The organism is Chlamydia crocodili (genome assembly GCF_018343815.1).
GTDB lineage: Bacteria > Chlamydiota > Chlamydiia > Chlamydiales > Chlamydiaceae > Chlamydia > Chlamydia crocodili.
This window is the reverse complement of sequence record NZ_CP060791.1, coordinates 822,247-845,238: the sequence shown is the minus strand read 5'-3', so window position 1 is coordinate 845,238 and position 22,992 is coordinate 822,247. Positions and strand designations below refer to the sequence as shown.

The following is a 22,992-nucleotide window of genomic DNA, read 5'->3' as shown; positions in this document are numbered from 1 at the left end:
GCTGGAGGTGGATCAGGGGCGTATGTCTCTCAGAAGACTCGCAACTTAAAACCGGGGTTTGATTTATTCTCTAAGGGTTACTCTGCTCGAGCTTCTCGTTCTACAGAAACAAATCATAACTTTGCATTAAGCTTCTCTCAATTCCATAGTGAAATAAAAGAGTCTAAATCGAAAAACAAAGTCTCTTCCAACTATTACTTTGCTGGAACTCAGCTACAAATCCCCTGGTTTGATGAAAATATCCTCACGTCAGCTTCCTTGGGTTACGCTTATTCACACAGTCGTGTAGAAACAAAAAATCAAACTACAAATACCTCTTCCAAAGGACATTTTCATGGGCATACCCTAGGAAGTGAGCTGTGCTGTATGCTGCCTGAAGGCAAAATCTCAAATTTACAATTTCGACCTTTCATAAAAACCTTAGGCATACATGCTGTTCAAGAAAGCTTTACGGAAACTGGAGAACAAATCCGCAGTTTTGAAACAAAAGATCCTCTAATTAACGTGACCTTACCTTTGGGAATTTATTGCTATACGGAAAATGAAGCAAATTTAAAAACGTGTTGGGAAATCCAACTTGCCTATACTCCAACTATCTACAGACAAAAACCTAAAATCACTACTACACGATTGATAAGTAAAGGTTCGTGGATCACCTCAGGAACTCCTGTGGATCATCATGCCGGATCCCTCTCTATGAAAAACACTACAACTTTATTGAACACCATAAGTTTGAGCATTAACTATCATGGAGATTTCTCAAAATCTACATTGTGTAACTTCCTAAACATAACGAGTGAAATCAAATTTTAGACTTAGAAAATAAGTACCTCTATGAAAATATTGCCTTCTATTCTCTTCAGCACTTATCTTCTGACTTCTTCATTTGCTGGTTTATCACTTGTCTTAGAAGCCTCCTCAAAAAAATCTACATGCCCATTTCAGAGTTTCGGTTACGAGCAACTCCTCTGTCCAGAAATCTTCCCTGATATTCCTGATGAACAAAATACTCTTGAAGGGCTCTCACGTTCAACAGGAACTATCACCGTTGAAAACTACAAGAATATTATCTGTTCTCAGCAACTCTCTAATAAAAGTGGCGGGGTTTTCGATGCTGCGTCAGTAATTTTACGAAACATCACAGACGATATAAAATTTATTTCAAACATAACAGCACAAAAAGGTGGTGCTATCTATACTACAGGCAACTGTAGCATTACTGAAAACTCAGCAAAACAATATTTTATTAGCAACCAATCTATTGCCCCAGCTACTACGAGTTCCTCAACAAACTATGGCGGAGCTATCTGTTGTGGAGGAACTCTTGAATTATCTAAGAATCGTGGAGCTATCTGTTTTGCTTATAATACAGCTAGAATTCGCGGAGGAGCCATCTCATCAGATAGAGATTTTAAGATATCAGGAAATTCCGCTCCTATTTTGTTAATGAACAATTTAGCTTTTCATCTTGTTTACGTAAGCAGCGGCAATAAAACAACTAATGCTCAAGGTGGTGCAATCTATTGTCAAAATTGCGAAATTTCAGACAATTCTGCTCCGGTATGTATCACTTCTAATACCTCTCCTGTTGGAGGTGCCTGTCATGCCACCTCTACCGTCACAATTAAAAATAATTCTGATTTGATTTTCTTCGCGAACAATTCTGGTGTATGTGATCGCCCCCTGGGGGCCATAAGCTCAGGTGGAGCTATTTCTGCTACAACTATAAAAATAGAAGATAATTCCGGGCCTATTTGCTTTAACAATAATATTGTAGATCGCAATGGTGGTGCTTTATGGTGCCAAACTTTAACCATTAAAAATAATAGTTCTGTTCAATTTATCAACAACCGAAGTAAATGGGGCGCTGCCTTTCTAATTAAAAATAATGGGACCTGCGATCTATCCGCAGATAATGGGGATATTATCTTTGATAACAATTGTGGAATTACAGGGAATAATCAACTGTATAGAAACACCATACATTGCACGACAGGAACAACGTTAAAAGTCGGTGCAAGAAAAAATTACTGTGTTAAATTCTATGATCCTATTGAGTGTGTGTATCAATCCCCCTTGGTTTCATTTAATGGCGAAGAATATCATGAGGGAACAATTTTATTATCCGGGGTATTCGTTCCTGATTCTTTCAAGGGAGAAGGAAACTTCATTAGCTATATAAGAAATCCTATAACGATCAAAAAAGGTGTTCTTGCAATCGAAGATCGTGCCGGTCTAGCGGTTTATAAGATCACTCAAGAAAACAGCACTTTAAGACTAGGTAATGGTGCTATTCTCAGGACAAATATACAAGCTACTGCAAATAATCAGAATCAAACTACCGCAGGCTCAGAATTCGCAATCACAAGTCTTGCTTTAAATCTCCCTTCTCTTTTACAAAAAGGTGCTCAGGCTCCAAAAATCTGGATCTATCCTACAAGCACTACAAATAGTGGTAATACTACCTATACTGAAGATAATAATCCTGTCGTTACCCTTTCTGGTCCCTTACAACTATTCAATAGTGATAATGAAGACCCCTATGATTCTTTAGATCTCTCTAGTGGAATTACACGTGTACCCTTCTTATATCTTTGCGATAATGCAACGAAAAAAATTACAGCGACAAACTTAGATATCGAAGCTATTAACAAAGCCAAGCGCTACGGTTATCAAGGAGTCTGGTCTCCTTACTGGGAAGAGTATACAACAACAGCAAATACTACATCGGCAGAAACAACAAATACCTCTCACCGTATACTTTATGCAGATTGGACCCCTACAGGGTACATCCCTAATCCAAAGTATAAAACTCCCCTAATTGCTAATGCTCTTTGGGGATCTGTATACTCAACTCTTTCAGGAATGCGTACTCTCCCTTCTCCAATAGCTAATCCTAATTATTTTGAACTCGGTGGTCAGGGATTACTCATGACTGTCCATCAACGCAATCGCCTAGGAATCTGTGGATTCCATATGGAATCTGCCGGTTATGCGGCAACCTCATCGGCTGCAACAGAGACAAATCACAAAATCTCCTTGGCATTTTCTCAGCAAATGTTGCACATCAAAGAGCATGCAACATCTAATAAAGTCTCGTCGAAAAACTACTTTGGAGGCATACAACTGCGTCTCCCTTGGTTAGAAGATGCTTTGGTCACCACAGGATCTCTAGCCTACAATTACGGAGACCATACAGCAAAGCACTTCTATTCAGACAATAATAAGGATTCTGAAGGGTATTTCTATAGCCATACATTCGGAGCTTCTCTAAATTGCATTCTGAATCTCAGCCCAATTAACAATGCTTTTTCCGTATCGCCATTCATAGAAGCTCTAGCCTTTAGAGCTACGCTGTCAAGCTTTATAGAACAGGGTGATTTTGCACGAAAATTTACTGTGAATAGGCCTTTAGAAACTATCACATTGCCTATCGGAATCGTTATGCAATGGAAACGTGATGTACACTTACCAACAATCTGGCAAGTGCAACTTGCTTATCATCCTGTCGTCTATAGACACTACCCTAAGGTGTTGACAACACTACTAGCAAGTAGTGGAACTTGGCCCTCTCTAGGAACACCAATCACACGCCATGCTCTCGCTTATAAAATAGGAAATGAAACTAAGATCTTCTCTCACTTAAAAATCTTCCTAAATTATCAAGGAGAGTTTTCCTCTTCCACCTTCTCTAATTACCTAAAAGCAGGAAGCGCTTTAACTTTTTAAAAAAATAAGGCTATAAATCTCTTTATAGCCTTTTACCAGCACACCTTGATGTCTTACTGCTTATCCTTACGTTGATCTCTAAAAATTTTTGCCCTCTCTTGTACTAGTCTCATCATCTGCATCATTCTACCACTTCCATAAGGAGTCTCTGGGGGGTTTTGCAAAGGAGGAGGCACAGGCAAAGGACGGTTAGTGTTAGGATCATAAGGTCCCTCAGGTCTAGGAGGTAAAGGACGATTAGCTCGAGGATCAAATATTGGAGGTACAGGAACAGAAGGTAAAGGACCACGATTTGTAGCGCCCTCTGCTCTCATTCTAGTTTCTTCAATTAAATTATCAATTTGTTCTGCAAAAGAAACTGCTCCTACGCCATTTCCAAATCCTGGAGTCACTCCAAGAGCAAATCCTAATTGATCGTCTGGAACCATATAGCCATCATCATAAATCTGATTAAATATCTCAGGCCCAGTTCTTGGAGCATCATAGACATTATCCTGAGTTCCTCTTCTTGATGAGCTTATCGGCGTACCATCAGCACCAGGTCGTGGCATGTCATAAATATTGTTGTCATCGTCACCACGTTTTATGGACATTCTATTTTGAAGACTTGGAAGATCATAAATGTGTTCTTCATCTTTTTTACGACGACTCCCTCTTATCTTATCGTATATAGATCCACCGATGTTACGATTTCTATTTACTCTTGTATAAAGACCTTCGGGATCAGGACGTCCTGCCATATTTTCATAATCTGTATCATTTGGATGATTGTCTGGTAAAACAGGACGCATATCCTCATAGCCAGTATTCCCATATGGCAACCAGCTAGCACCGATTATCTCGTACATCCCTTCACGATCATTAACTCGAGTTCTCACAATTTCATGACCAAGAATTCCTCTAACATCAGTAATATAAACAACCTCAGGTTGTCCATTTACCCAAGCGTTCACCATGGAATCAGGAATTATAAGAGTGCCGGGATCATAGGGATCGTCTGATTCGGTGTGTTTCTGAATAAATCTTGCGACTTCCTCAGCATACTCTTGATCTCCGGGGAGGAAGCTATAATGACCGTGTTTACGAACGCAACAGCGCTTTACAAGCTCTCCAAGAGATCGAAGACCTTTTCTTACTAAACGCGCTAGAGCTACCAAGTTAAGTTTAATAATGGTAAGTATGTTGATAATCCCTTGACGCAACTTCTCAAGAGCAGCTTTAATACGCTCTCTTAATGTAGGTGTTACGCTTTCGGATATTCCTGCGTCAAATTGTAAACGCAGTTTATTAGCTTCTTCTAGTACTCGTTTTGCTTCAGGACTGATATCTCCTAAGATACTATCGGCATCATCGCCCTTTTCTACATCATCTAAAAGCACTTCTTCAAATACACTGGATAAATCTGTATCCATATCTAAAAATACAGCTTCTCCAACGCCATCGTTATACTTTTTAGAAGAAGACCTACTTGTATCAATAGAGTCGTCTAACGGATTGAACCTATCTGTAAGTGAGCTAGCTCCTGCACTCAACATCTCATTAACACGAGCTTGATATGCATCACGGTACTTGGTGAACTCCTTCTGCTCTTTTTTATTGTCCGTTTCGGCAATCATCCGATCATACGTTCTGACCATATCGACTAACTCACCAAGAGTCATACCGGTAACTCCATCGGCAGGGGACTCCTGTTTCCTAGTGGCGTAATCCCACCAACCACGAACACGAGCTGCTAATCCACTAGCACCGGATCTTACTGAGGATGTAGAAGCTCTGGAGCTATCTTCTGTATCAATATCTACTAGACGCCCTACAGGAACTTCATCAGTCACATCCGTAACATCTGTATCTCCAGTATCTACTTCTATTGTTGTGTCTGTAGAATCTATTGAAGAACTATCTTGAGAACTTTGATTCCAATATGCTTGCATTGCTCGAGCTTCAGGAAGACGCACCCCATGCTGTTTATATCCCGGAATGATAGGTGAGGAAATTTCCATAGGCTTTTGAGTTTCTTCACTCTTTTTCCCACCTGTGAATATCCCCTTAACAGCTGACCATATACGAGAAAAGAAGCCAGGTTTTGATGTTCCTTCTGGAGAAATAGATGATCTCTGAGTTTCTTCTACCTCTTCAGGAGTAAGCACTTGAAAACCACTCTCCATGAGCATACGAGTTCTTTCCTCTATTGAGCTATCACTACTCGAGCTGCTTGATCTAGAGTGATTACCATCCCCATAAACTATATTATGGCCTCCGAAACTGGCTGATCCAGATTTTTTATCATCATCATTGCCATGAGGAGGGATTTTTCCTGGCCCACCGCCACCTCCAATTCCGCTTACCCCAGCCATATTCGTGCCTCTTTTATATTAAATCTAAAAAATTAAATTATTATAATTTTAATTTTATCAACTTTTTAAAAATTAACAAAACAAAGACGGCACATTTATTTTTAAATAATAATTAAATATAAAAGGATTACCTATTTACAATAACAAAGAGAGAAAAGAAAAGATCTAGTATATTTTTAACGCAAGTCACAAACAGACAAGAGTTTATTCTTCGAAAGCATCGGCAAACACATCGTCATCTCCAACCTCAAGATCAAAATCATCAAAGTTCGCATCAACAACGAGATCTTCTGTAGAGATTTGTAATTTTCCAGAAATATCATTTAGATAGGTTCTTCGTGAACGTAAACGCTCTCTTAGCATAACTAGCTGATCATAGAGCCATGCCGTAAGCTTTTGTAAATACATAGCAGCTCCAATCGTAACTAACGTTGAACCGATCGCCAATACTCCGGCAATAATCGGAGCTAATGCAGGAATCAGAGTAAGGAGCATGACTCCGACACCTGTAGCAATAAAAATTCCCGCAACGATCACACTATTAACACCACGACCTTTTTCAAAAGCGGTAATTTCTTCACGAATAGCACGATCAGTTTCAAGAATCGTATCTTTCCCAACATGTAGCCAAGCTTTATCAATATCTGCTTTAGGGAGATCCGAAGCATTGGCTATGCGTTTTGCAAATTTTGATTTGGCCCTGGCCTCTTTCCAACGCAGTTTAGCAATGCTTAATCGGGACTTACATTGAAATACATTATAAACCAAACCTGAAGAGGCCATAGGCAATACTGTAGAAGCAACCGAAGAACCTACAGCAGCAATAAGAAGTACTTGCAATGCAGGCAATCCTGCAAATCCTGCAGCAACGACAGCAGCCAACCCCGCAAGGACGAGCAATACAGATAAAGCAAATATCACCTTTTGTCTGGGAGTTAGAGATAAACGTTTATCCACTTCCTCAGCGGTAATTCTCTTATTTTCGAAAATCTCTTCAGGATTCTCAACGGTAGAAACCTTCTCTTCTTCTATCTCAATCTCTTTCCTAGAAATCTCTTCTAACGGCTCTTCAACAAGCTCTTTTACAGCTATATCTTCATTACGAATGTTTTTTAACCCTGTATCGGCAAAAAGCATCTGACCTTTTTGCGCTTCTAAAAAGCTCTTCCATTTCCCAATGCTACTATGCAATAACGTCTGAAGAATTAATCCTATTCCTATAGAAATAAAAGGAGGAGCGAGAACAATCAAAGCTGTAGCAGGTGCTCCCCCCAAAAGAATAGTACCCACGATAGCAAGGGCTACCCCCAAAATCACAAAACCAGTACCTATTACTAAAAGACTTAAGCTGATGCGATGTAGCTTCTTAGCCTCTTGCATAATCTCTATACGCGATAAAGGCTCTCCAGAAGCAGCTTTTTCAGAACGGGAAAACTTTACATATATGTAATGCGTGATACTTGCGAATCCCGACTGGCTGCCTTTAGAATACGCAGCTCCTCCCAGGTTCCCGACGACACCTCCGTACCCTCCAGGAATGAAACTCGCACCTACTTTCATAGCCAATCCTAATCCAGTAAATCCAAGCCCTACACCTGCAGCACTTTTTAACCTCTGCCTCTCTGACATTTTAGGAGCGAAAAGATCCCGAACCTTATTAACCACGTTTTTCATAACTGCAAAGCCACCTAGAGATACCCCAGATAAAGCTAACGCTAATACAATACCTTGAGGAACTCCAGGAGCTAAACATGTCAAAGCCACAACAACGATAACCATAGCTAAGGCAAAGACCATCAATCCCGCTAGCAACCCTACAGAATGAGAAAATCTCCTCTTATCCATAGCTGTATTTTCAATACGCATAGGACGGTGTAGGTGTGCACCTACCGTATTACCCTGAGATACTTGAGGGGAAGCTCCCGCTCTTATAAGCCCGGAACGTCTATGATCATCGCCTGGAACTTTAGAAACTGACATAAATTAAAAAACAAAAAATAAAATTCGTTGTTAATTAATTATAATCACAAATTCAGATATCAAACATTGACCAATTAATTAAATAAAACGCAACAAAATCAATGAAAATTATTTAAATATAATTAAAAAATAAAAACGTCTTATTTTGAAAAGACAACTTGAAAAATTAAAGTTGCTAGAGGGGGAAGCTCTATAGCGATTCCCCAAGGAAAGTCATGATCTATACAGAGTATAGGCAAGCGATTGCCTTTTCCTGAGCCACCAAAACTTATATCATCACTATTAAAGAGCAACTTACATGTTTTAATGCCTTGGCAGTGTAAAACATAGGAAGGAAAATATCCTGAGCTAAAATGGTGAATGCAGAGTAATGCACTACTACGATCCTCTCCTGAAAACCTGTAATAAGAAATTACATTATTTTCGGTATCTTTAAAATCTACCCAGAGGAAAGACTCTTGTTTACCATCTCCTTTCCAAAAGTAGGGAAGATCACAGTATAAAGCGTTCATCTTGGCTACACATTTATGCAAAGATGCGTGATAAGGATTGTCTAATAAATGCCAATCTAGAGGGCTATCGGGAGACCACTCTCTCCATTGGGCAAATTCCCCTCCCATAAATACGAGTTTTTTCCCTGGCTGACATAATTGATAGCTTAGCAACAAACGCATATGGGCAAATTTTGTCCAAGTATCTCCGGAGATTTTTTGTAATAGGCTTCCCTTACCGTGAACAACTTCATCGTGAGAGAGAGGCAGAAGGTATCTTTCATTAAAGGCATACCATAGACTAAATGTCAGATCATTATGATGATAAGAACGGAATAAAGGATCCACTTTGATATAGCGAAACGTATCGTGCATCCATCCTAAATTCCATTTATAATCAAATCCTAAACCTCCAGAATTTACGGATTCTGTAACCTTAGGAAAATCTGTAGACTCTTCGGCAAACGTCAACACTCCAGGAAATTCTCTATGCACTACAGAGTTAAAATGTTTAATAAATTCAATAGCATCAAGATTTTCTTTTCCCCCATAAATATTTGGGGACCACTCACCTTCTTTTCTCCCATAGTCTAAATATAGCATCGAGGTCACAGCATCCACACGTAAACCGTCGATATGCATTTTATCTAGCCAAAACAAAGCACTTCCTAAAAGGAAGTTCACAACCTCACTACAGCGATAATCGAAAGTATAAGTATGCCAATGGGGATGTAAGGGTTCTTTATGATCTACCGATTCATAAAGAGCTTCCCCATCGAAAGAAGCTAAAGCAAAAGAATCTGTAGGAAAATGACCTGGCACCCAATCTAAAATTACGCCAATACCCTCACTATGGAGATGGTCCACAAAAAATTGAAAATCTTGGAAAGATCCATACCGCCACGTAGGTGCATAGTATCCCGTTACCTGATAACCCCAAGACTCATTTAAAGGATGCTCCGTAATTGGCAATAGCTCAACATGCGTATAGTGCATTTCTTTACAATATTGGGCCAATCTCTTCGCTAGTTCTCGATAACCTAGAGGTCTACCATCATCCCATTGCCAAGAGCCCACATGCACCTCGTAAATAGCTAAAGGTTGGTCCTTTGCATTGCTACGGCTTTCCATCCATTCTGTATCGTGCCATGTATAGCGATCGCTATTTACAACTCGTGATGTAACTTGGGGAGGGATATCAAAACCTTTCCCGTAAGGATCAGTTTTGATAAGAATTTCTCCGGAAGGACTAATAATTTCCCACTTATACAGCGTTCCTTCATCAAGACCAGGAATAAATAATTCCCAAACTCCAGAATTAGAAACCTTACGTAAAGGATTAACCAAACCATTCCAATAGTTAAAATCTCCAATTACAGAAACACGTTGTGCATGGGGAGCCCATACAACGAAAAGCACTCCTGAAATTCCTCGAACATCACAAGGAATAGCTCCCATATGCTCATAAATTTTATAGTGTGTACCCTGATGAAATAAAAAGGAGTCCATCTCTCCCCATAAAGGAGAAAAAGCATAGGGATCGTGAGCTAATAAGCCATTTTGATGATAAATACGATAATCATGAGGGAGAGTCCCCTTAGGAGTAGCTAGAGAAAATATTCCTGAATGATGATGTGTAGCATGCTCGATATTTCCTTGAAGCTCCACAGCTACAGAATGTGCTCCAGGTCGAAAAAGAATGATTCTATCTTGTGAAGAACTTTCAGAAATAATCCCTAGAAACTTATGAGGATTACTTTGCCTGCCAGAAATTAATAAGGAAATATCTTCAGAATTTAAAATCCTCTCGACCATCAGGAAACTATCTTACTTATGGAAACAATCCCATAAATACGTAGTTCCTGCTTTTATCTCCATACTTTCTCCTAAGCAAATCTTAGAAGAATTTACTAGCTGCTTCTTTTCCCATTGTCGTAAACGACAATGAGATAATTCTGGAGAGAAACCTAAAAGTAGAGGCGTTGCTTCCTGAGCATACAAACAAACACGACGGATTGTCTTTTTACTCCACTCCAAAGAGAACTTTCCTATTCCCTGAAGATACACATTGACGAACCTCCCACAGGGAAACTCTGGAGGTAAGGAGGGAAGGATTTCTACAATTTCTCGATCACGAAAAATAAAGAGATCACGCAGCATAGCCATGCTATAGACAAGCAATGCAAAAGGAATATTCTCGCGTATAGTTTTTTCAGGAAGCTCATTAAGAATTCCCTGATATTCAGTATCGTATACCCTGGGCAAAAGATTCTCAGAAAACCCTGCGAGATATAAAGAAGATAATGCTGAATAGATCTCCATCTTCTTTCTTGCTTGAATCTTTTCATAAGCATCAACGAATAAGATCCCACTTCCCTTCTTTAAATACTCCTCACCTCTTGAAGAAGCGGGAGTAAGAGAACTAAGTCGTAGCAATAAAGGAAGAACCTCTTTTAGATCCCTGCGATAGCGAATCTTATGTAGATCTGCGTGTTTATATACCCCTAAAGAAAGTAGGGGTTCTGCGGAATCTGCACAGGGTAGATGCCCTTTCAAAGAATCTACCTTTTCCCCGGAAGGAAGAATGTAGTATTTATACTGCTCAGAAGCAACAGTTAAACCTCCACGATGCAAATCTTGGAAAACAGCAAAGCGTTTTAAAGGTCCCTGAGCGTCTACGTAACCTTCATTAAGAAGTTCATGAGAAGCTGAAAATACACGCCATAACGTAGGGAATATCTGAGCATAAAGCTCAGATCCTGGAATAGGCATAAATGTTCCTGGGATCAACGTATAAGGCTTAAAACTCTGAGTTATTTTAATCATACACGTTTTCCTTTAAGTACATCTTCTTCGACAGCATCTATACATACATCTATTAACGTATTCACAGCTACATTACGATCTGCAGGAAAGCCTACCATATCAAAATATGGAGAATGACCGTAGGCTATCCCCTCATCAATTCTTTCAACAAGTACAGAAAGCGTTTCTCCAATACGCTGCGCCATCTCCTTATGGGCAACTTCTTTTGCCACACGAGCAAGGTGCTTCTTTCTTTCATTAATTACAGACTGGGGTAGTTGAGAAGAAAACGTGTAAGCCTTTGTTCGTTCTCTAGGACTGAAAGGGAAAATATGTACTTTGATAAAACCCACATCTTCAATAATCCGTAGGGTATCTTCAAAATCCTGATCTGTCTCACCCGGAAAGCCGACAATGACATCTGTCGTGAAAGCATATTTAGGATCCACAGAACGTAAAGCATCTACACAATCTAAAAAATCACTTCTTGAATATTTGCGATTCATGCGTTTTAAAATCGCATTAGATCCCGATTGCAAAACGAGATGCGAAGAATGGCATGTATGTCTTCCTGAAAGCAAAATATCTCTAAGATCTTCCTGAACATCTTCGGGATCTATAGAAGAAATCCGTATTCTTTCTATACCTTCAATCTCGTCTACCTGACGGATAAGATGTGCTAAAGACTTTCCCTCATCTTGATAATCACCAACGTTAATTCCAGCAATTACAACTTCTCGGTACCCCTGAGAAACTAATCCAGAAATCTCCTCAAGGATTTCCTGAATAGGTCGTGAACGTGATCTACCACGCAAATAAGGAATAATACAATACGAACAAAAGGAATTGCACCCATCCTGAACTTTAATGAAAGCTCGAGATTTCCCCTCAAAACTACGAATACGAAACTCAGGAAGATCTTGAATAGAAGGGAAAATCTTCTCCATTAATTGATGTTTTTCCTTATTGGACACAAGAAGGCATTGCCTTTCTAAAGAATTAAAAAATTCTTTATCAGCTTCTCCTAAACAGCCTGTAACGACTAAGAAAGCATCGGGATTCTGTCTACAAACTTGACGTACAGCATGACGTCCTGAACTCTCTGCAGATCCTGTAACAGCACACGTATTGACAATACATAGGTCACAAGGCACCTCAGGATCGGTAATTTCGCGATAGCCTAAGAAATTCAGCTGATCTCGATAACTTTGAATTTCATATTGATTTACACGACATCCTAAACAAACAAGCTTAAACGTTCCCTTTACTTCTACAACTGTCATAAGTTTCTAGTGAGATCTGAAAAAAATAAGAAAACAGTATTCTAAAGTATCCCTACTTTTACTCACTAATCAAAGATTCTCTTTTTCTTATTAGCCTGTAAAAAACTTCCTAGAAAAATCTAATCTTCTTTTTTCTTTTGAGAAGAACGAGAAATAAACGGTTGGTACTTCTTCTCCAATTCTTTTGGTAAATAACTCTCTACAATTAAAATATCATCTTTACAACGATGTGAAAGTACTAATCCTGCATCATAAAGCTCGGTAAATTTCCCATAGTCTTTATAAGAAAATTTTAATGTTACTTCGGGGCATCCTTCGGTAATAATATCTGTCATTACTTCAAGAAGATTTTGAATCCCTTCTCCTGTTTTTGCAGAAACTAACACAGCACGTGGGGATAATAAACGAAGCTTCGTGGATGCTTTACCATCAGGAAGCTCATCGATCTTATTCAATACTGTAATAATTTTAGGATGATCAATTCCCAATTCTTGTAATATTGCTTTCGTTGTTTCTATATGCTCAAAAGCTAGGGGATGTGAAGCATCGACAACATGAAGTAAAACATCTTCATGTAAAGCAGCTTCTAAAGTGCTTTTAAATGCTGCAACAAGAGTGTGGGGTAATTTACGGATAAATCCTACTGTATCTGTAACGAGAACACGCTGCCCGCTGGGAAGAATACATCTACGAGTTTTAGGATCTAGAGTAGCAAATAGTTTGTCTTCTGCATAGGTTTCTGCAGATGTTAAAAGATTCAATAACGTGCTCTTTCCAGAGTTGGTATAACCAATCAAAGCAAACGAAGGAATTCCGCGTTTTTCCTTAGCCTTACGACGCTCTTTCCTTTGCTTTTCTACGGTTTTAAGATCGGAAGTTAATTTGTGAATTCTTTCACGAATCATCCTTCTATCGAGTTCGATTTGTTTCTCTCCCTCTCCTTTAACAAACCCTCCGCCGCTACTACCTCCTGATTTTTGACGTGATAAGTGACCCCACATTCTTTTTAACCGAGGAAGAAGATAACGCGCACGTGCTAACTCTACTTGAAGTCCTGCTTCTGCTGTAAAAGCACGACTAGCGAAGATCTCTAGTATCAACTCTGTACGATCTAAGACAACAAGACCTAAACGTTTTTCCAGATTTCTCTGCTGTGAAGCTGTGATCTCTTCATCAATTATCAATGTGCCAATAGTAGGAAATTCCTTTAGAATCTCTTCTATTTCTAAAAGCTTACCCTCATTTAAGTATGTTGAAGATGAAGGCATACGTAAAATCCACGAATGCGTATCTAAAACTGTGATATCACAAGATTCAGCGAGAGAAACTAACTCATCACTATGTTCCTGGACATTTTTTTGATCAGCTTTTCCTGTATAACAGGAAACTGCTAAAGCTTGAGAAGGATCTTGCTCTTCTCTAGGAAGAGAAAAACGCCATCCTAAAGCGCTCTCACGACTCTTTTTCTCTTCTTTAGGCTTTTTTTTCATTATCTATCCTTATAAAGACCAGGAAACTTCCATACCATCATAAGCACACACCTTATCAGAATAATCTGCGAGCTCTTTTTGTAAATTATGACTAATATGCGTGATTATTAATTTCTTCGCTCCTACATAAGACGCAAAATCTTCCGCCTGACTCATAGTAAAATGTGCATGTCCACGTCCGTAAAAAGCTGGAGGAGGCTGACTAGGAGAAGCTGATAAAATTAAAGTTTCTACACCAGAAAGATAACTGAAAATTTCCTGATCATATCTATTCATATCGGTAAGATACGCGAGATTTCCAAAACGGTATCCCATAACCTCACAAGATTTCTGATAATAGGAAACGTAAGTATAGGGAAGATCTAAAAATGTATTCTCACCATAGGCTTCATTTAAAATAGTGAAATCTAAAGAAGCGGAAAGAGTGGCATCGCCACCTTGGGGGAAAACAATATACTCACGAGACTTACAGAGATATTTATAAGTGTATGCGGAAAGGACAACAGGAAGGGAACGTTGATGCACCACATACCAAACACGCAAATCGTCAATACCTCCAATATGATCGTAATGAGGGTGGGTAAGGAGTACCCCATCGAGTTTTTGAATGTTATTTTCTAACATCTGTTGTCGAAAATCTGGACCAACATCAATAAGAAAATTCTTCCCTGCCCACTCAATAAGCACTGAAGAACGCAAGCGTCGTACTTGTTTTCCTGCACAAATCTCACAGGAACAAAAGGCAACGGGAATCCCTTCGGGATTTCCTGATCCTAAAAAGGTTAATTTACCTGATGAAAAATCTCCCTTAATCTCTTTCTCCACAGACAATCCTCAGCATATTGGCAAAAAATAAAATTGTAGCTGTCTAGAAAATTAAGAAAAAGAAGAAGCAGATTCAGAAATAGGTAGAGGAATCGCTGGAGGAGGAAGAGAATTGTTAGCTAATATAGGATCCAACAAATGACATGATGGGGGAAAATCTGTAAGCACAACATACTTTTCTGTACCATCTTGAACATGAACAAGTTCACAACGTTCTGTATAATCTTTTGAAAGGCTTAGCCATTCCCTTACACGCGCCCGTGAAAAATAATTAAGAATGGCTCCAACTAAACATAGGATTAAGCCAACACCTAATAAAATGGCTGGGAAACACCAATGATGTAAACCAGGGATTACAGGGGAGGAAACAATCACACCAAGAATAATTCCTGAGAGAAATAACACTCCTCCCCCAAGAAAACTCAATAAAGAGCAGATATCTAGATTACGCACTCGAAAACATACATTGCGCATTTGCTCACGAACAGCAATAGCATCGGCATCTTTAGGATGCAACCCCCACAATGTTGTCAAAGGCCCTGAAGAATATGTCCCCTTAATCGGATGTTCTTTACACCGCAAAATAGGAGCCACACCACTAGGATGACCATCACCACCCACGACAAGGACAGAAACCTCACTGGGTTGCACAACACTCTCACAAGAAGAACAGTAAAAATGCGTGTTAGCATACTGAGCGCTATCCTTGAAACCAGGATAACACGGGAAGGAACCAAACATACACAGCCCCTTAAAATAATCAGGAAGAAAAAATAACAAAAAGAACAGAAAAGATCAAATTATAAGAGTTTATAAAAATATACGAATTAATTTTATATAAGATAAGAAACTTAAGAAATAAAAATCAGAATATAAATTTAAAAAGAAAATTACTATTTAAAAGATAGATAAGAAGAATCTTCTAAACCGAAGATTCTTCTTAACAAAAAACGTTAAAAGTTTTTTTGATCCAAACCCCATTTCTTTTCTAGCTCACGAATGGTTCCGTCTGCTTGTAGCTCATCCAAAACCTTTTGGACTTCCTTTACGTGTTCAGGACGATCTTTCGCAATTCCTAAGCCACAACCTAAAACCCACCAATCTTCAGGAAGATCTATAGTTGTCGTATATAAGTCAGGGAACTCTTTCAATACTACACGAGCAACCGAAGGTTCAAGAACAGCTACGGGAGATTTTTTACAACCAACTTCCATCAGCACTTCTAAAGTACTGTCGAAAGAACGCACACAAACCCCAGGTAAAGATAATAGGTAGTCTTCATGGAAAGTTCCTGTTTGTACGGCAACTGAGGAATATCTAGATAGTGGAAGAACATCTTCTTTCCCTATGGGTTGTTTGGACACAATGGTCAACTCACAAACACCCTCTCCATGATAAGGAATCATAGCAATTTCTTTTTGACGCGATCTGGTAATCGACATTCCCGCTAAAATGGCATCTATACGGTGTTTTTTCAAATTTAGGATTAATGCGTCAAAAGAGAATTCCATGACTTTCAATTGCTTATCTAGCCTTTTGCTAATAGCTTCGGCTAGATCCATATCAAAACCCACAACCTTGCCGTTTTCATCGATAAATTCAAAAGGTGGGTAGGTTGCATTCGTCCCTACTATCCAAATTTTATCCCTCTCAGTAGAAGAACTGCAACCCACTAAGAGTAAACAAAATACACAAAACAAGGCTCGGAGGCAAAAAGTAAACTGTTTCATAAAAACTATGCTAGAATAACTAAAAATATGCTATACTTTACATAGAGAATAATAAATCATCAAACTCGAATATGCTTTTAAATTAATTGACATCGATAGCGAGTAAGTATGTAGTTATATAAAAAAATTCAATTATGAGCTCACCATCCTCCACTCCTCCTTCCTGCCCTCCTCCAGGAAGAAATAATCTTTATCATTTACAAACCAATCCACAAGATCCTTTGTGTATCAGGGCCCTGCGTCTGGTAGCCTATGTATTGCTGCATATTATTACCTTAGGCCTTCTTTTGCTTTTTCACTATTGCTCACACCATGCAATAGAAGAGATCACTACACCCGTTATTCCTGTGCAACCACAGCAATCCCCAACACAATCTCCGGGAGCCTCCCCTACCTCTCCAAGGAGAGGGCCAACACCTCCTCCACAACCAGTAGAGACAACGCCTCCTACAGTTCCACCAGCGGACTCTCTTCCAGCAATACAAGCACCAACTCAACCCGCTACACCTCCAACGATACCACAGCCAGCAGACACAACACCACCTGCTCCAGCACCCATTACGAAAGCTTCTCTGGATCTTCCTCCCACACTGCAGCCAACAGATACCACGCAGCCTCCTACAGTTCCACCAGCGGACTCTCTTCCAGCAATACAAGCACCAACTCAACCCACTACGCCTCCAACGATACCACAGCCGGTAGACACAACACCTCCTACGATTCCACCCGCGGACCCTCTTCCAACAATACCAGCGCCGACAACTCCCCGACCGGTAAAAGGGTTGCCTACTTTAAGCGAGATTTTAGATCGCACGCAAAGGCTAGGGGTCTTACCTCCGGGTGTAGACCGAAAATCCTTAGAAGCTATGGCTAATTTTAATGAACAAGGGTTAGCTCCGAATAGCGCGCGTTTAACTATCACACCAGCGCAAATTCTTAACCCCCTATTCGTAGCTACATATCCTAAACGCATTAAATCGAACTTCGCAAATATAATGAAAAATTGGGCAGACATTATAAAGGAAGACCAAGCAAGTCCTCAGGCTGAAAATACCCAAGTCGCTCATCTATTGTTAAATCAATTAAAGCACTTAGATGCCAACTATTATCTTGTCGATGTCCCAGGAGACGGGAACTGTTTCTACCGTTCTTTCTATATAGGCTGGATATGTTCTTTAAACCGATCTGCCAATCCTCAAGCATTCGAAAACGAGGCTCAACGTATTTTAGGGCTACCTTTTGCGCAATCATCAATAAGGAACCGCTTGTTATCCGAGCAAATGGCTCGAATTATTCACTCATGCCAAGGCTATCAAAGTTTCAAGGATCTTTACGATCATATTCTTCTTTCTCCTTTGCATACGCCCGTGGCTATTTCTTATTTAAAAAATCTTGCTCTTTTCACCATGGATGAAAACCGTATAACAAGTATGGGAGGAGAAGAAAACGTTCGTGCTGTAATCTTAAGTCAGATGACAGAAGCTCCAGAGTTGTTAGCGGATTCTTTAAGGAAGATTATCCAAGTAGAACCATCTAGTCCTATTTTAAATCATATCTTCCGCGGCAATACATTGCCGGTTATAGAAGCTGCAAAACAGGGAGAACTTGCTTTAGAGTTCCTATCGCAATTCCTACTCAATGATCAAGATATTCAACAACTACCCCAGGAACAACAGCAGACAGCCGCGCAATTTCAAGCATCATTAAATAAGCTTATGGATACCATGTCTACCGTCTTAGTTGCTGGAAATTTAACTGAAGCAGATATTGCACCCATAATACAAAATTTCCCTCAAGAAATTCAAGGACACTACCAGAAATTCTCTCGCGCTATTGCTGCAACAAGACCCGACATTCAGCTACCTACACAGCTAATTCTTTTTTCTTTCCTTCTTTCTCATCCTTCGTGTGCAGCAAATAACAATCTATGTTCTGACTTCCTAAGACAAGCGAAAACCGTATTTACAAGCCTTTTGGGAGATAATCAAACCCTAACAGAATTTTTAGGATGGCACGGAGAAAAAGCTGCAGCACTTAACGCAAAGTTGCAAGCCTGCTGGTCTCAGAAACAGGCTGGAAGTCTGATTGAGACTGCCCTTGCTCTCTGTGATGGATTCAAGTCTTCAGGAACCATTGTACAATTAGGTTTCACCTATAGAATCATTGCTAAATTAATGCAAGTTACGCCGCAAACTCTTCCTGAAGCACAGTTAAGAACTACTTTAGACACTATTTTGGATTACATTAACCAAAGTGAGAGTTTAGGAACATCATATCTTGAAATGAGCGCATCCCCAATATTTGCGGGATCAGAACTAGAAGCTTCAGCAAACTCTCAAGATAAGGTATATGCAGAGGGAATAAAGATGTTCTTCTTCCTATTGCAATACCCTTCCTTACTTCAAAATCAAGCTACAGAAAATGCTGCAAAGCAAATTATGTTGCTTTATCACCCGCATCTACAACAAGCGTTGCGAAAGAATACGAATTCTCATCGCGTTTTATCTACAGGAGGAAGTATTTTCGGAACCTTCTGCTGGTCTGGTCCTGTATTTGGAAATGACGTTAATACTCAAACTATTGAAGCAACTCTATCTTTCCTAGTTAGAGACCCTACAGCTCTTTCTCTTTGCCAAAGCATGAGAAACGATTTCTTCCAAACTATGGATTTGGGGAATCCAGCAAAAACCTCCGCCTTACTTCAAGATGTACAGACAAACTATCCTGAGCTATGGGAAAACTTTATTCAGCATCTAGATATAGTAGGGCATAAAACCACTCCTCAAAATGCTAACAGACCGTTCAGTCAAACACTTAGTTCGGACATCTTACTCTATAGCTTCTTGAATACACATCCTCAGATTTTAGATAATAATACAGAATTGACAACCAGATTAACTGCTTATATTACTGAGCAAACAACCCGAATTAAAACGAGTATTGTGGACAACTTTGATCGCTGGGTTGTATTGTTCTGGGCAAACTTTGAGAAAATAACCACCTATAATAATTTGCAAAGAGCCTTCCTATTTTCGTTAGTACGCCGAGGAAATGCATACCCAGAAGCATCTCAATCCTTCATCCATGACCTGAGCAATATGGACCTTCGAGATCTTATGCGTATGTTTAACTCAGTAAATACCCAAGCAGAAGATGAGCATATTTCGGCTATTTCTTCCGCTTTAGGCTCTCTAGCACTCTGTCAATATTTAGCAGATGGAAGTTTAACACAAACTGTACGCCAATTGACACCGCTGGCAAATAGCTACGGGTTCTTCCAGGGAGGCCTCACCCCAGAACAACAAGCACAGATTTTTGTTCTGCGTGCTGACAACCATTACAACTGTTTATTACCAAAAGATCCTAACGATACTACAAGAGTAGGAAATACTGGAAATCCATAGAATCAATCATAAATTAAGGGAAGCTTTCTTATTCTTACGACCACCTATCCTCTACCTCACACACTAAAACGATCCCCTAAAGATCCAAATACCATTCTTCCCCTATCTTCGGAAATATCCGTAGGGGAGGGCAACCCTCTCCTCATTGCAGGTCCATGCACACTAGAAAGTTATGAACACACAGTAGCCATAGGCCTTACTGCTAAGGCAGCGGGTGCTACCGTATTGCGAGGATCAATAAGGAAACCTAGAACGAGCCCTTACACCTTCCAAGGGTGGGAAAAAGAAAGAGTTATCTGGCATAAAGAAGCTCAGCGTATTCATGGATTACTCACAGAAACGGAAGTTTTAGACGTCCGAGATATAGAGATCACAGCAGAAAATGTGGATATTCTTCGTATAGGGGCAAGGAATATGCAAAATTTTGTTTTACTTCAAGAAGCTAGCCAAAGTCACCGCCCAATTATCCTCAAACGTCACCCCTCTGCAACCATAGAAGAATGGCTATCCTCAGCTGAATATCTCCTCAACTCTCCGACATGTCCCGGAGTAATTCTTTGTGAGCGCGGTATACGTACTTTTGAAATGTCCACACGTTACACACTAGATCTCAATACCGTTGCCCTACTTAAAGAGATTTGTCCTCTTCCAGTAATTGTTGATCCCTCTCACGCTGCAGGAAAACACTCATTAGTAGTGCCTCTTGCAAAAGCTGCTATGGCTGTGGGTGCTAATGGATTAATGATAGAAATGCATGAATGTCCAGAAAAAGCTCTTTGTGATGGGAAACAGCATATCACTCCCAAAGAACTTACGGCTCTATTCTCCTCTATAAGAGAAGAATACGCTGATACTATGTACCAAAATATTGAGAATTAAAAAAAATCCTCTCATCCCCTATTCAATCTTTAGAAAAGATCTACCTAACCTAGCCCTGCTTATAATTAAATAGAATTAATTTTTAAAAACAATTTAAATTGAAATCGATAATATTAAATCTATTTTAAAAGAAAAATTTAGATTTTTAAATAATTGAATTGAAAAATTTTGTTTGTTTTAACTATTGATTGCCAAACAACAATGAAGAAATAAGAGTATTTTCTTCATGGAGGTATATGGTAACACAAACATGCAAACTCTATCTTTTACAATGTCTATTTTACGCTTTATACTGGCTGATTTACTATTGTAGAAAATTACTCAGAGGCATCCCCGACCATCCCGATGAACCTTTGTTCCAAGCCTTCTTATCCTCTCTTATAGATCTTCTTTCTAGCTTAAAACAACTCCCGAATTCTGATGTAAGATAACCTAATTAATGAAACTCACCTTCTTGTTGAAAAACAAGAAGGTGAACTCAGAGAATATTCTTATTCGCAAGATCAAATTAAGATCTATCTAGAAAAAGACTAAGCTTTCCCCTCCGAAAGCTTTCTACTATATACATAGAAAATTTCAACAAAGACAAATGCTAGCAATGAACATAACCAGGAAATCAAATCTCTAGAGAAAGGGATGGTGATGAAATATCCACAACTATATACGCCTCCGCCTATAAGAACCGCTGCCCAAGCTGCTGCAGAACTAGCTTGATAACGTGTGAGAAGGGCTGCACCTATCGGGACGGAAAGACAACATACTGAAAGGCTATAACTTAATATCAGCAAATCTACGATATTACTAAAGCCCATAGCGGTAAGAGGCGCTAACACAGCAATAACACAAATTAAATAACGATAGTTTATCGAAGATATCTTAGGGACCTCTTCACTGACAAGCTGTGCAACAGCACTGATCAATGAATCTGCTGTAGAAAGTATTGCTACACCAATTGCAGCTGCCATAACAGCTGCTAGTGATGGACCACTAATATAGGCTACAGTATCAATAAGCACGCAACCCTGAGCAATACCAAGTCTTGCTCCTAAAGATCCTAAAAATAAAGGGATAAAGTTGAATAAAAGAATTACAATCCCTGCAAATATTGCTGCCCATTGCAAACGTCGTGGTGATGATGCTGCTACACAACGTTGTGCCATATCTTGTTCAACAATCATGAATACCATGGGCATGAAAATCCATCCTGGAAGCTTACTCGTTGGTAAAGGCTCGAATGTAGAGTTAGAAAGTATGGGGGTAAACTCAGAAGAGCCATACCAAACAGAAATAGCGCAAGTAATCACAGCAATAAGAAGGAAAATTGCTTGAATGATATCTGTTCTTACTACTCCTCGAAATCCTCCTGTGGATGTGTAAAACACTAATGTAATCCAAAAAATAGCTGTTAGATACTTACCATAAGTAAAAACACTGAACAGTTTATCTAAAGCAACAATCTGTGCCACAAGAATAAAAAATAAGGATAGTGCCGAAAGAAGAAAGGCTATTGTGCGTAGCTTTTTTGACTTATAAACACTTTCAAAAAGTGTCACAACAGTGACAATAGATCCTGAAGCCAATTTCCTTCCGGGACCAACACCAAGTAGTATTAATCCTAAAGCCACTCCTAAAGGGTACAAGATCACCATGTAACCATAACGCGCAGCTTCTTCAGCAGCACCCAATAAAACTCCGCCACCAATTTGGGTAGCAATAAATGTCATTGTTAATGAAAACGTTTTTAAACTTCTTCCTGCTAGGAAATATCCCTCACGATCTTGAACCGTAGAACTACCTCTACGACCTACAAATAAACAAAAAGCTTGAACTCCAAGCAAACAACCTAAAAATAATCCAAAATTCATTTCGAAACTCTCAACTGTAAAAAATAAATAGGCCGAAGAGCAACTGTCAAAATAGGACAGAAACAATACAAATCTTCAGCAAAAAAATTACTTTAAAAAACAGTTTAGATTCGATGGAGATAGCGACCGGAATACCGAAAGCTTAAAGAAAATAAAG

The 22,992-nt window shown here is 39.4% G+C and carries 14 protein-coding genes and 1 pseudogene; 5 read left to right on the top strand and 10 right to left on the bottom strand.

From position 1 onward, the window contains the following. Positions 1–66 precede the first annotated feature (66 nt). Positions 67–813, top strand: a pseudogene (locus H9Q19_RS05410) (autotransporter outer membrane beta-barrel domain-containing protein); the annotation flags it as partial. A gap of 21 nt (positions 814–834) precedes the next feature. Next, entirely contained in the window at positions 835–3,729 is a 2,895-nt protein-coding gene (locus H9Q19_RS03815) for a polymorphic outer membrane protein middle domain-containing protein (protein ID WP_213240462.1), read from the top strand. 53 nt (positions 3,730–3,782) lie between these two features. On the opposite strand, the gene H9Q19_RS03810 is transcribed toward H9Q19_RS03815, so the two are convergent. The 9 genes from H9Q19_RS03810 to H9Q19_RS03770 form a co-directional block, all read right to left on the bottom strand. Then, positions 3,783–6,083, bottom strand: a complete 2,301-nt coding sequence (locus H9Q19_RS03810) for a hypothetical protein (RefSeq protein ID WP_213240460.1) — start codon at positions 6,081–6,083, stop codon at positions 3,783–3,785. Between the two features lie 204 nt (positions 6,084–6,287). Then, entirely contained in the window at positions 6,288–8,063 is a 1,776-nt protein-coding gene (locus tag H9Q19_RS03805; protein ID WP_213240458.1) for a hypothetical protein, read from the bottom strand. Positions 8,064–8,203: 140 nt separating this feature from the next. Continuing rightward, a complete protein-coding gene (gene glgB / locus H9Q19_RS03800) occupies positions 8,204–10,369 on the bottom strand; it encodes a 1,4-alpha-glucan branching protein GlgB (RefSeq protein ID WP_213240456.1) in 2,166 nt (721 codons plus the stop codon). Positions 10,370–10,381: 12 nt separating this feature from the next. Further along, on the bottom strand, positions 10,382–11,380 hold the full coding sequence (locus H9Q19_RS03795) for a hypothetical protein (RefSeq protein ID WP_213240453.1): 999 nt from the start codon (positions 11,378–11,380) through the stop codon (positions 10,382–10,384). Next, on the bottom strand, positions 11,377–12,642 hold the full coding sequence (gene mtaB / locus H9Q19_RS03790) for a tRNA (N(6)-L-threonylcarbamoyladenosine(37)-C(2))-methylthiotransferase MtaB (RefSeq protein WP_213240451.1): 1,266 nt from the start codon (positions 12,640–12,642) through the stop codon (positions 11,377–11,379). Before mtaB ends, H9Q19_RS03795 begins: the two co-directional genes overlap by 4 nt. Positions 12,643–12,761: 119 nt before the next feature. Further along, on the bottom strand, positions 12,762–14,132 hold the full coding sequence (gene hflX, locus H9Q19_RS03785; RefSeq protein ID WP_213240449.1) for a GTPase HflX: 1,371 nt from the start codon (positions 14,130–14,132) through the stop codon (positions 12,762–12,764). A 9-nt stretch (positions 14,133–14,141) separates the two neighbouring features. Further along, complete coding sequence (locus tag H9Q19_RS03780) at positions 14,142–14,957, bottom strand: MBL fold metallo-hydrolase (protein ID WP_213240447.1); 816 nt, start codon at positions 14,955–14,957, stop codon at positions 14,142–14,144. A gap of 51 nt (positions 14,958–15,008) precedes the next feature. Further along, complete coding sequence (locus tag H9Q19_RS03775) at positions 15,009–15,698, bottom strand: hypothetical protein (RefSeq protein WP_213240445.1); 690 nt, start codon at positions 15,696–15,698, stop codon at positions 15,009–15,011. A 212-nt stretch (positions 15,699–15,910) separates the two neighbouring features. Beyond that, positions 15,911–16,687, bottom strand: a complete 777-nt coding sequence (locus H9Q19_RS03770) for a transporter substrate-binding domain-containing protein (RefSeq protein WP_213240443.1) — start codon at positions 16,685–16,687, stop codon at positions 15,911–15,913. Positions 16,688–16,821: 134 nt separating this feature from the next. Between H9Q19_RS03770 and H9Q19_RS03765 the strand changes: the two genes are divergently transcribed. From H9Q19_RS03765 to H9Q19_RS03755, 3 genes are all read left to right on the top strand, one after another. Next, complete coding sequence (locus tag H9Q19_RS03765; RefSeq protein WP_213240441.1) at positions 16,822–20,091, top strand: OTU domain-containing protein; 3,270 nt, start codon at positions 16,822–16,824, stop codon at positions 20,089–20,091. A gap of 30 nt (positions 20,092–20,121) precedes the next feature. Then, complete coding sequence (gene aroF, locus H9Q19_RS03760) at positions 20,122–20,970, top strand: 3-deoxy-7-phosphoheptulonate synthase (RefSeq protein WP_213242049.1); 849 nt, start codon at positions 20,122–20,124, stop codon at positions 20,968–20,970. A 236-nt stretch (positions 20,971–21,206) separates the two neighbouring features. After that, a complete protein-coding gene (locus H9Q19_RS03755; protein WP_213240439.1) occupies positions 21,207–21,401 on the top strand; it encodes a hypothetical protein in 195 nt (64 codons plus the stop codon). Positions 21,402–21,500: 99 nt separating this feature from the next. Here the strand turns inward: H9Q19_RS03755 and H9Q19_RS03750 are convergent, their stop codons facing one another. Next, entirely contained in the window at positions 21,501–22,835 is a 1,335-nt protein-coding gene (locus tag H9Q19_RS03750) for a sodium:solute symporter family protein (protein ID WP_213240437.1), read from the bottom strand. Between the last annotated feature and the right edge of the window lie 157 nt (positions 22,836–22,992).

What these genes read in the sequence shown, in the direction of transcription:
- glgB (WP_213240456.1), bottom strand. Translation starts at nt 10,369, where the DNA reads ATGGTCGAGAGGATTTTAAATTCTGAAGATATTTCCTTATTAATTTCT.
- hflX (WP_213240449.1), bottom strand. Translation starts at nt 14,132, where the DNA reads ATGAAAAAAAAGCCTAAAGAAGAGAAAAAGAGTCGTGAGAGCGCTTTA.
- H9Q19_RS03770 (WP_213240443.1), bottom strand. Translation starts at nt 16,687, where the DNA reads ATGAAACAGTTTACTTTTTGCCTCCGAGCCTTGTTTTGTGTATTTTGT.
- H9Q19_RS03755 (WP_213240439.1), top strand. Translation starts at nt 21,207, where the DNA reads ATGGTAACACAAACATGCAAACTCTATCTTTTACAATGTCTATTTTAC.
- H9Q19_RS03750 (WP_213240437.1), bottom strand. Translation starts at nt 22,835, where the DNA reads ATGAATTTTGGATTATTTTTAGGTTGTTTGCTTGGAGTTCAAGCTTTT.
- mtaB (WP_213240451.1), bottom strand. Translation starts at nt 12,642, where the DNA reads ATGACAGTTGTAGAAGTAAAGGGAACGTTTAAGCTTGTTTGTTTAGGA.
- H9Q19_RS03795 (WP_213240453.1), bottom strand. Translation starts at nt 11,380, where the DNA reads ATGATTAAAATAACTCAGAGTTTTAAGCCTTATACGTTGATCCCAGGA.
- H9Q19_RS03805 (WP_213240458.1), bottom strand. Translation starts at nt 8,063, where the DNA reads ATGTCAGTTTCTAAAGTTCCAGGCGATGATCATAGACGTTCCGGGCTT.
- H9Q19_RS03765 (WP_213240441.1), top strand. Translation starts at nt 16,822, where the DNA reads ATGAGCTCACCATCCTCCACTCCTCCTTCCTGCCCTCCTCCAGGAAGA.
- H9Q19_RS03815 (WP_213240462.1), top strand. Translation starts at nt 835, where the DNA reads ATGAAAATATTGCCTTCTATTCTCTTCAGCACTTATCTTCTGACTTCT.
- H9Q19_RS03775 (WP_213240445.1), bottom strand. Translation starts at nt 15,698, where the DNA reads ATGTTTGGTTCCTTCCCGTGTTATCCTGGTTTCAAGGATAGCGCTCAG.
- H9Q19_RS03810 (WP_213240460.1), bottom strand. Translation starts at nt 6,083, where the DNA reads ATGGCTGGGGTAAGCGGAATTGGAGGTGGCGGTGGGCCAGGAAAAATC.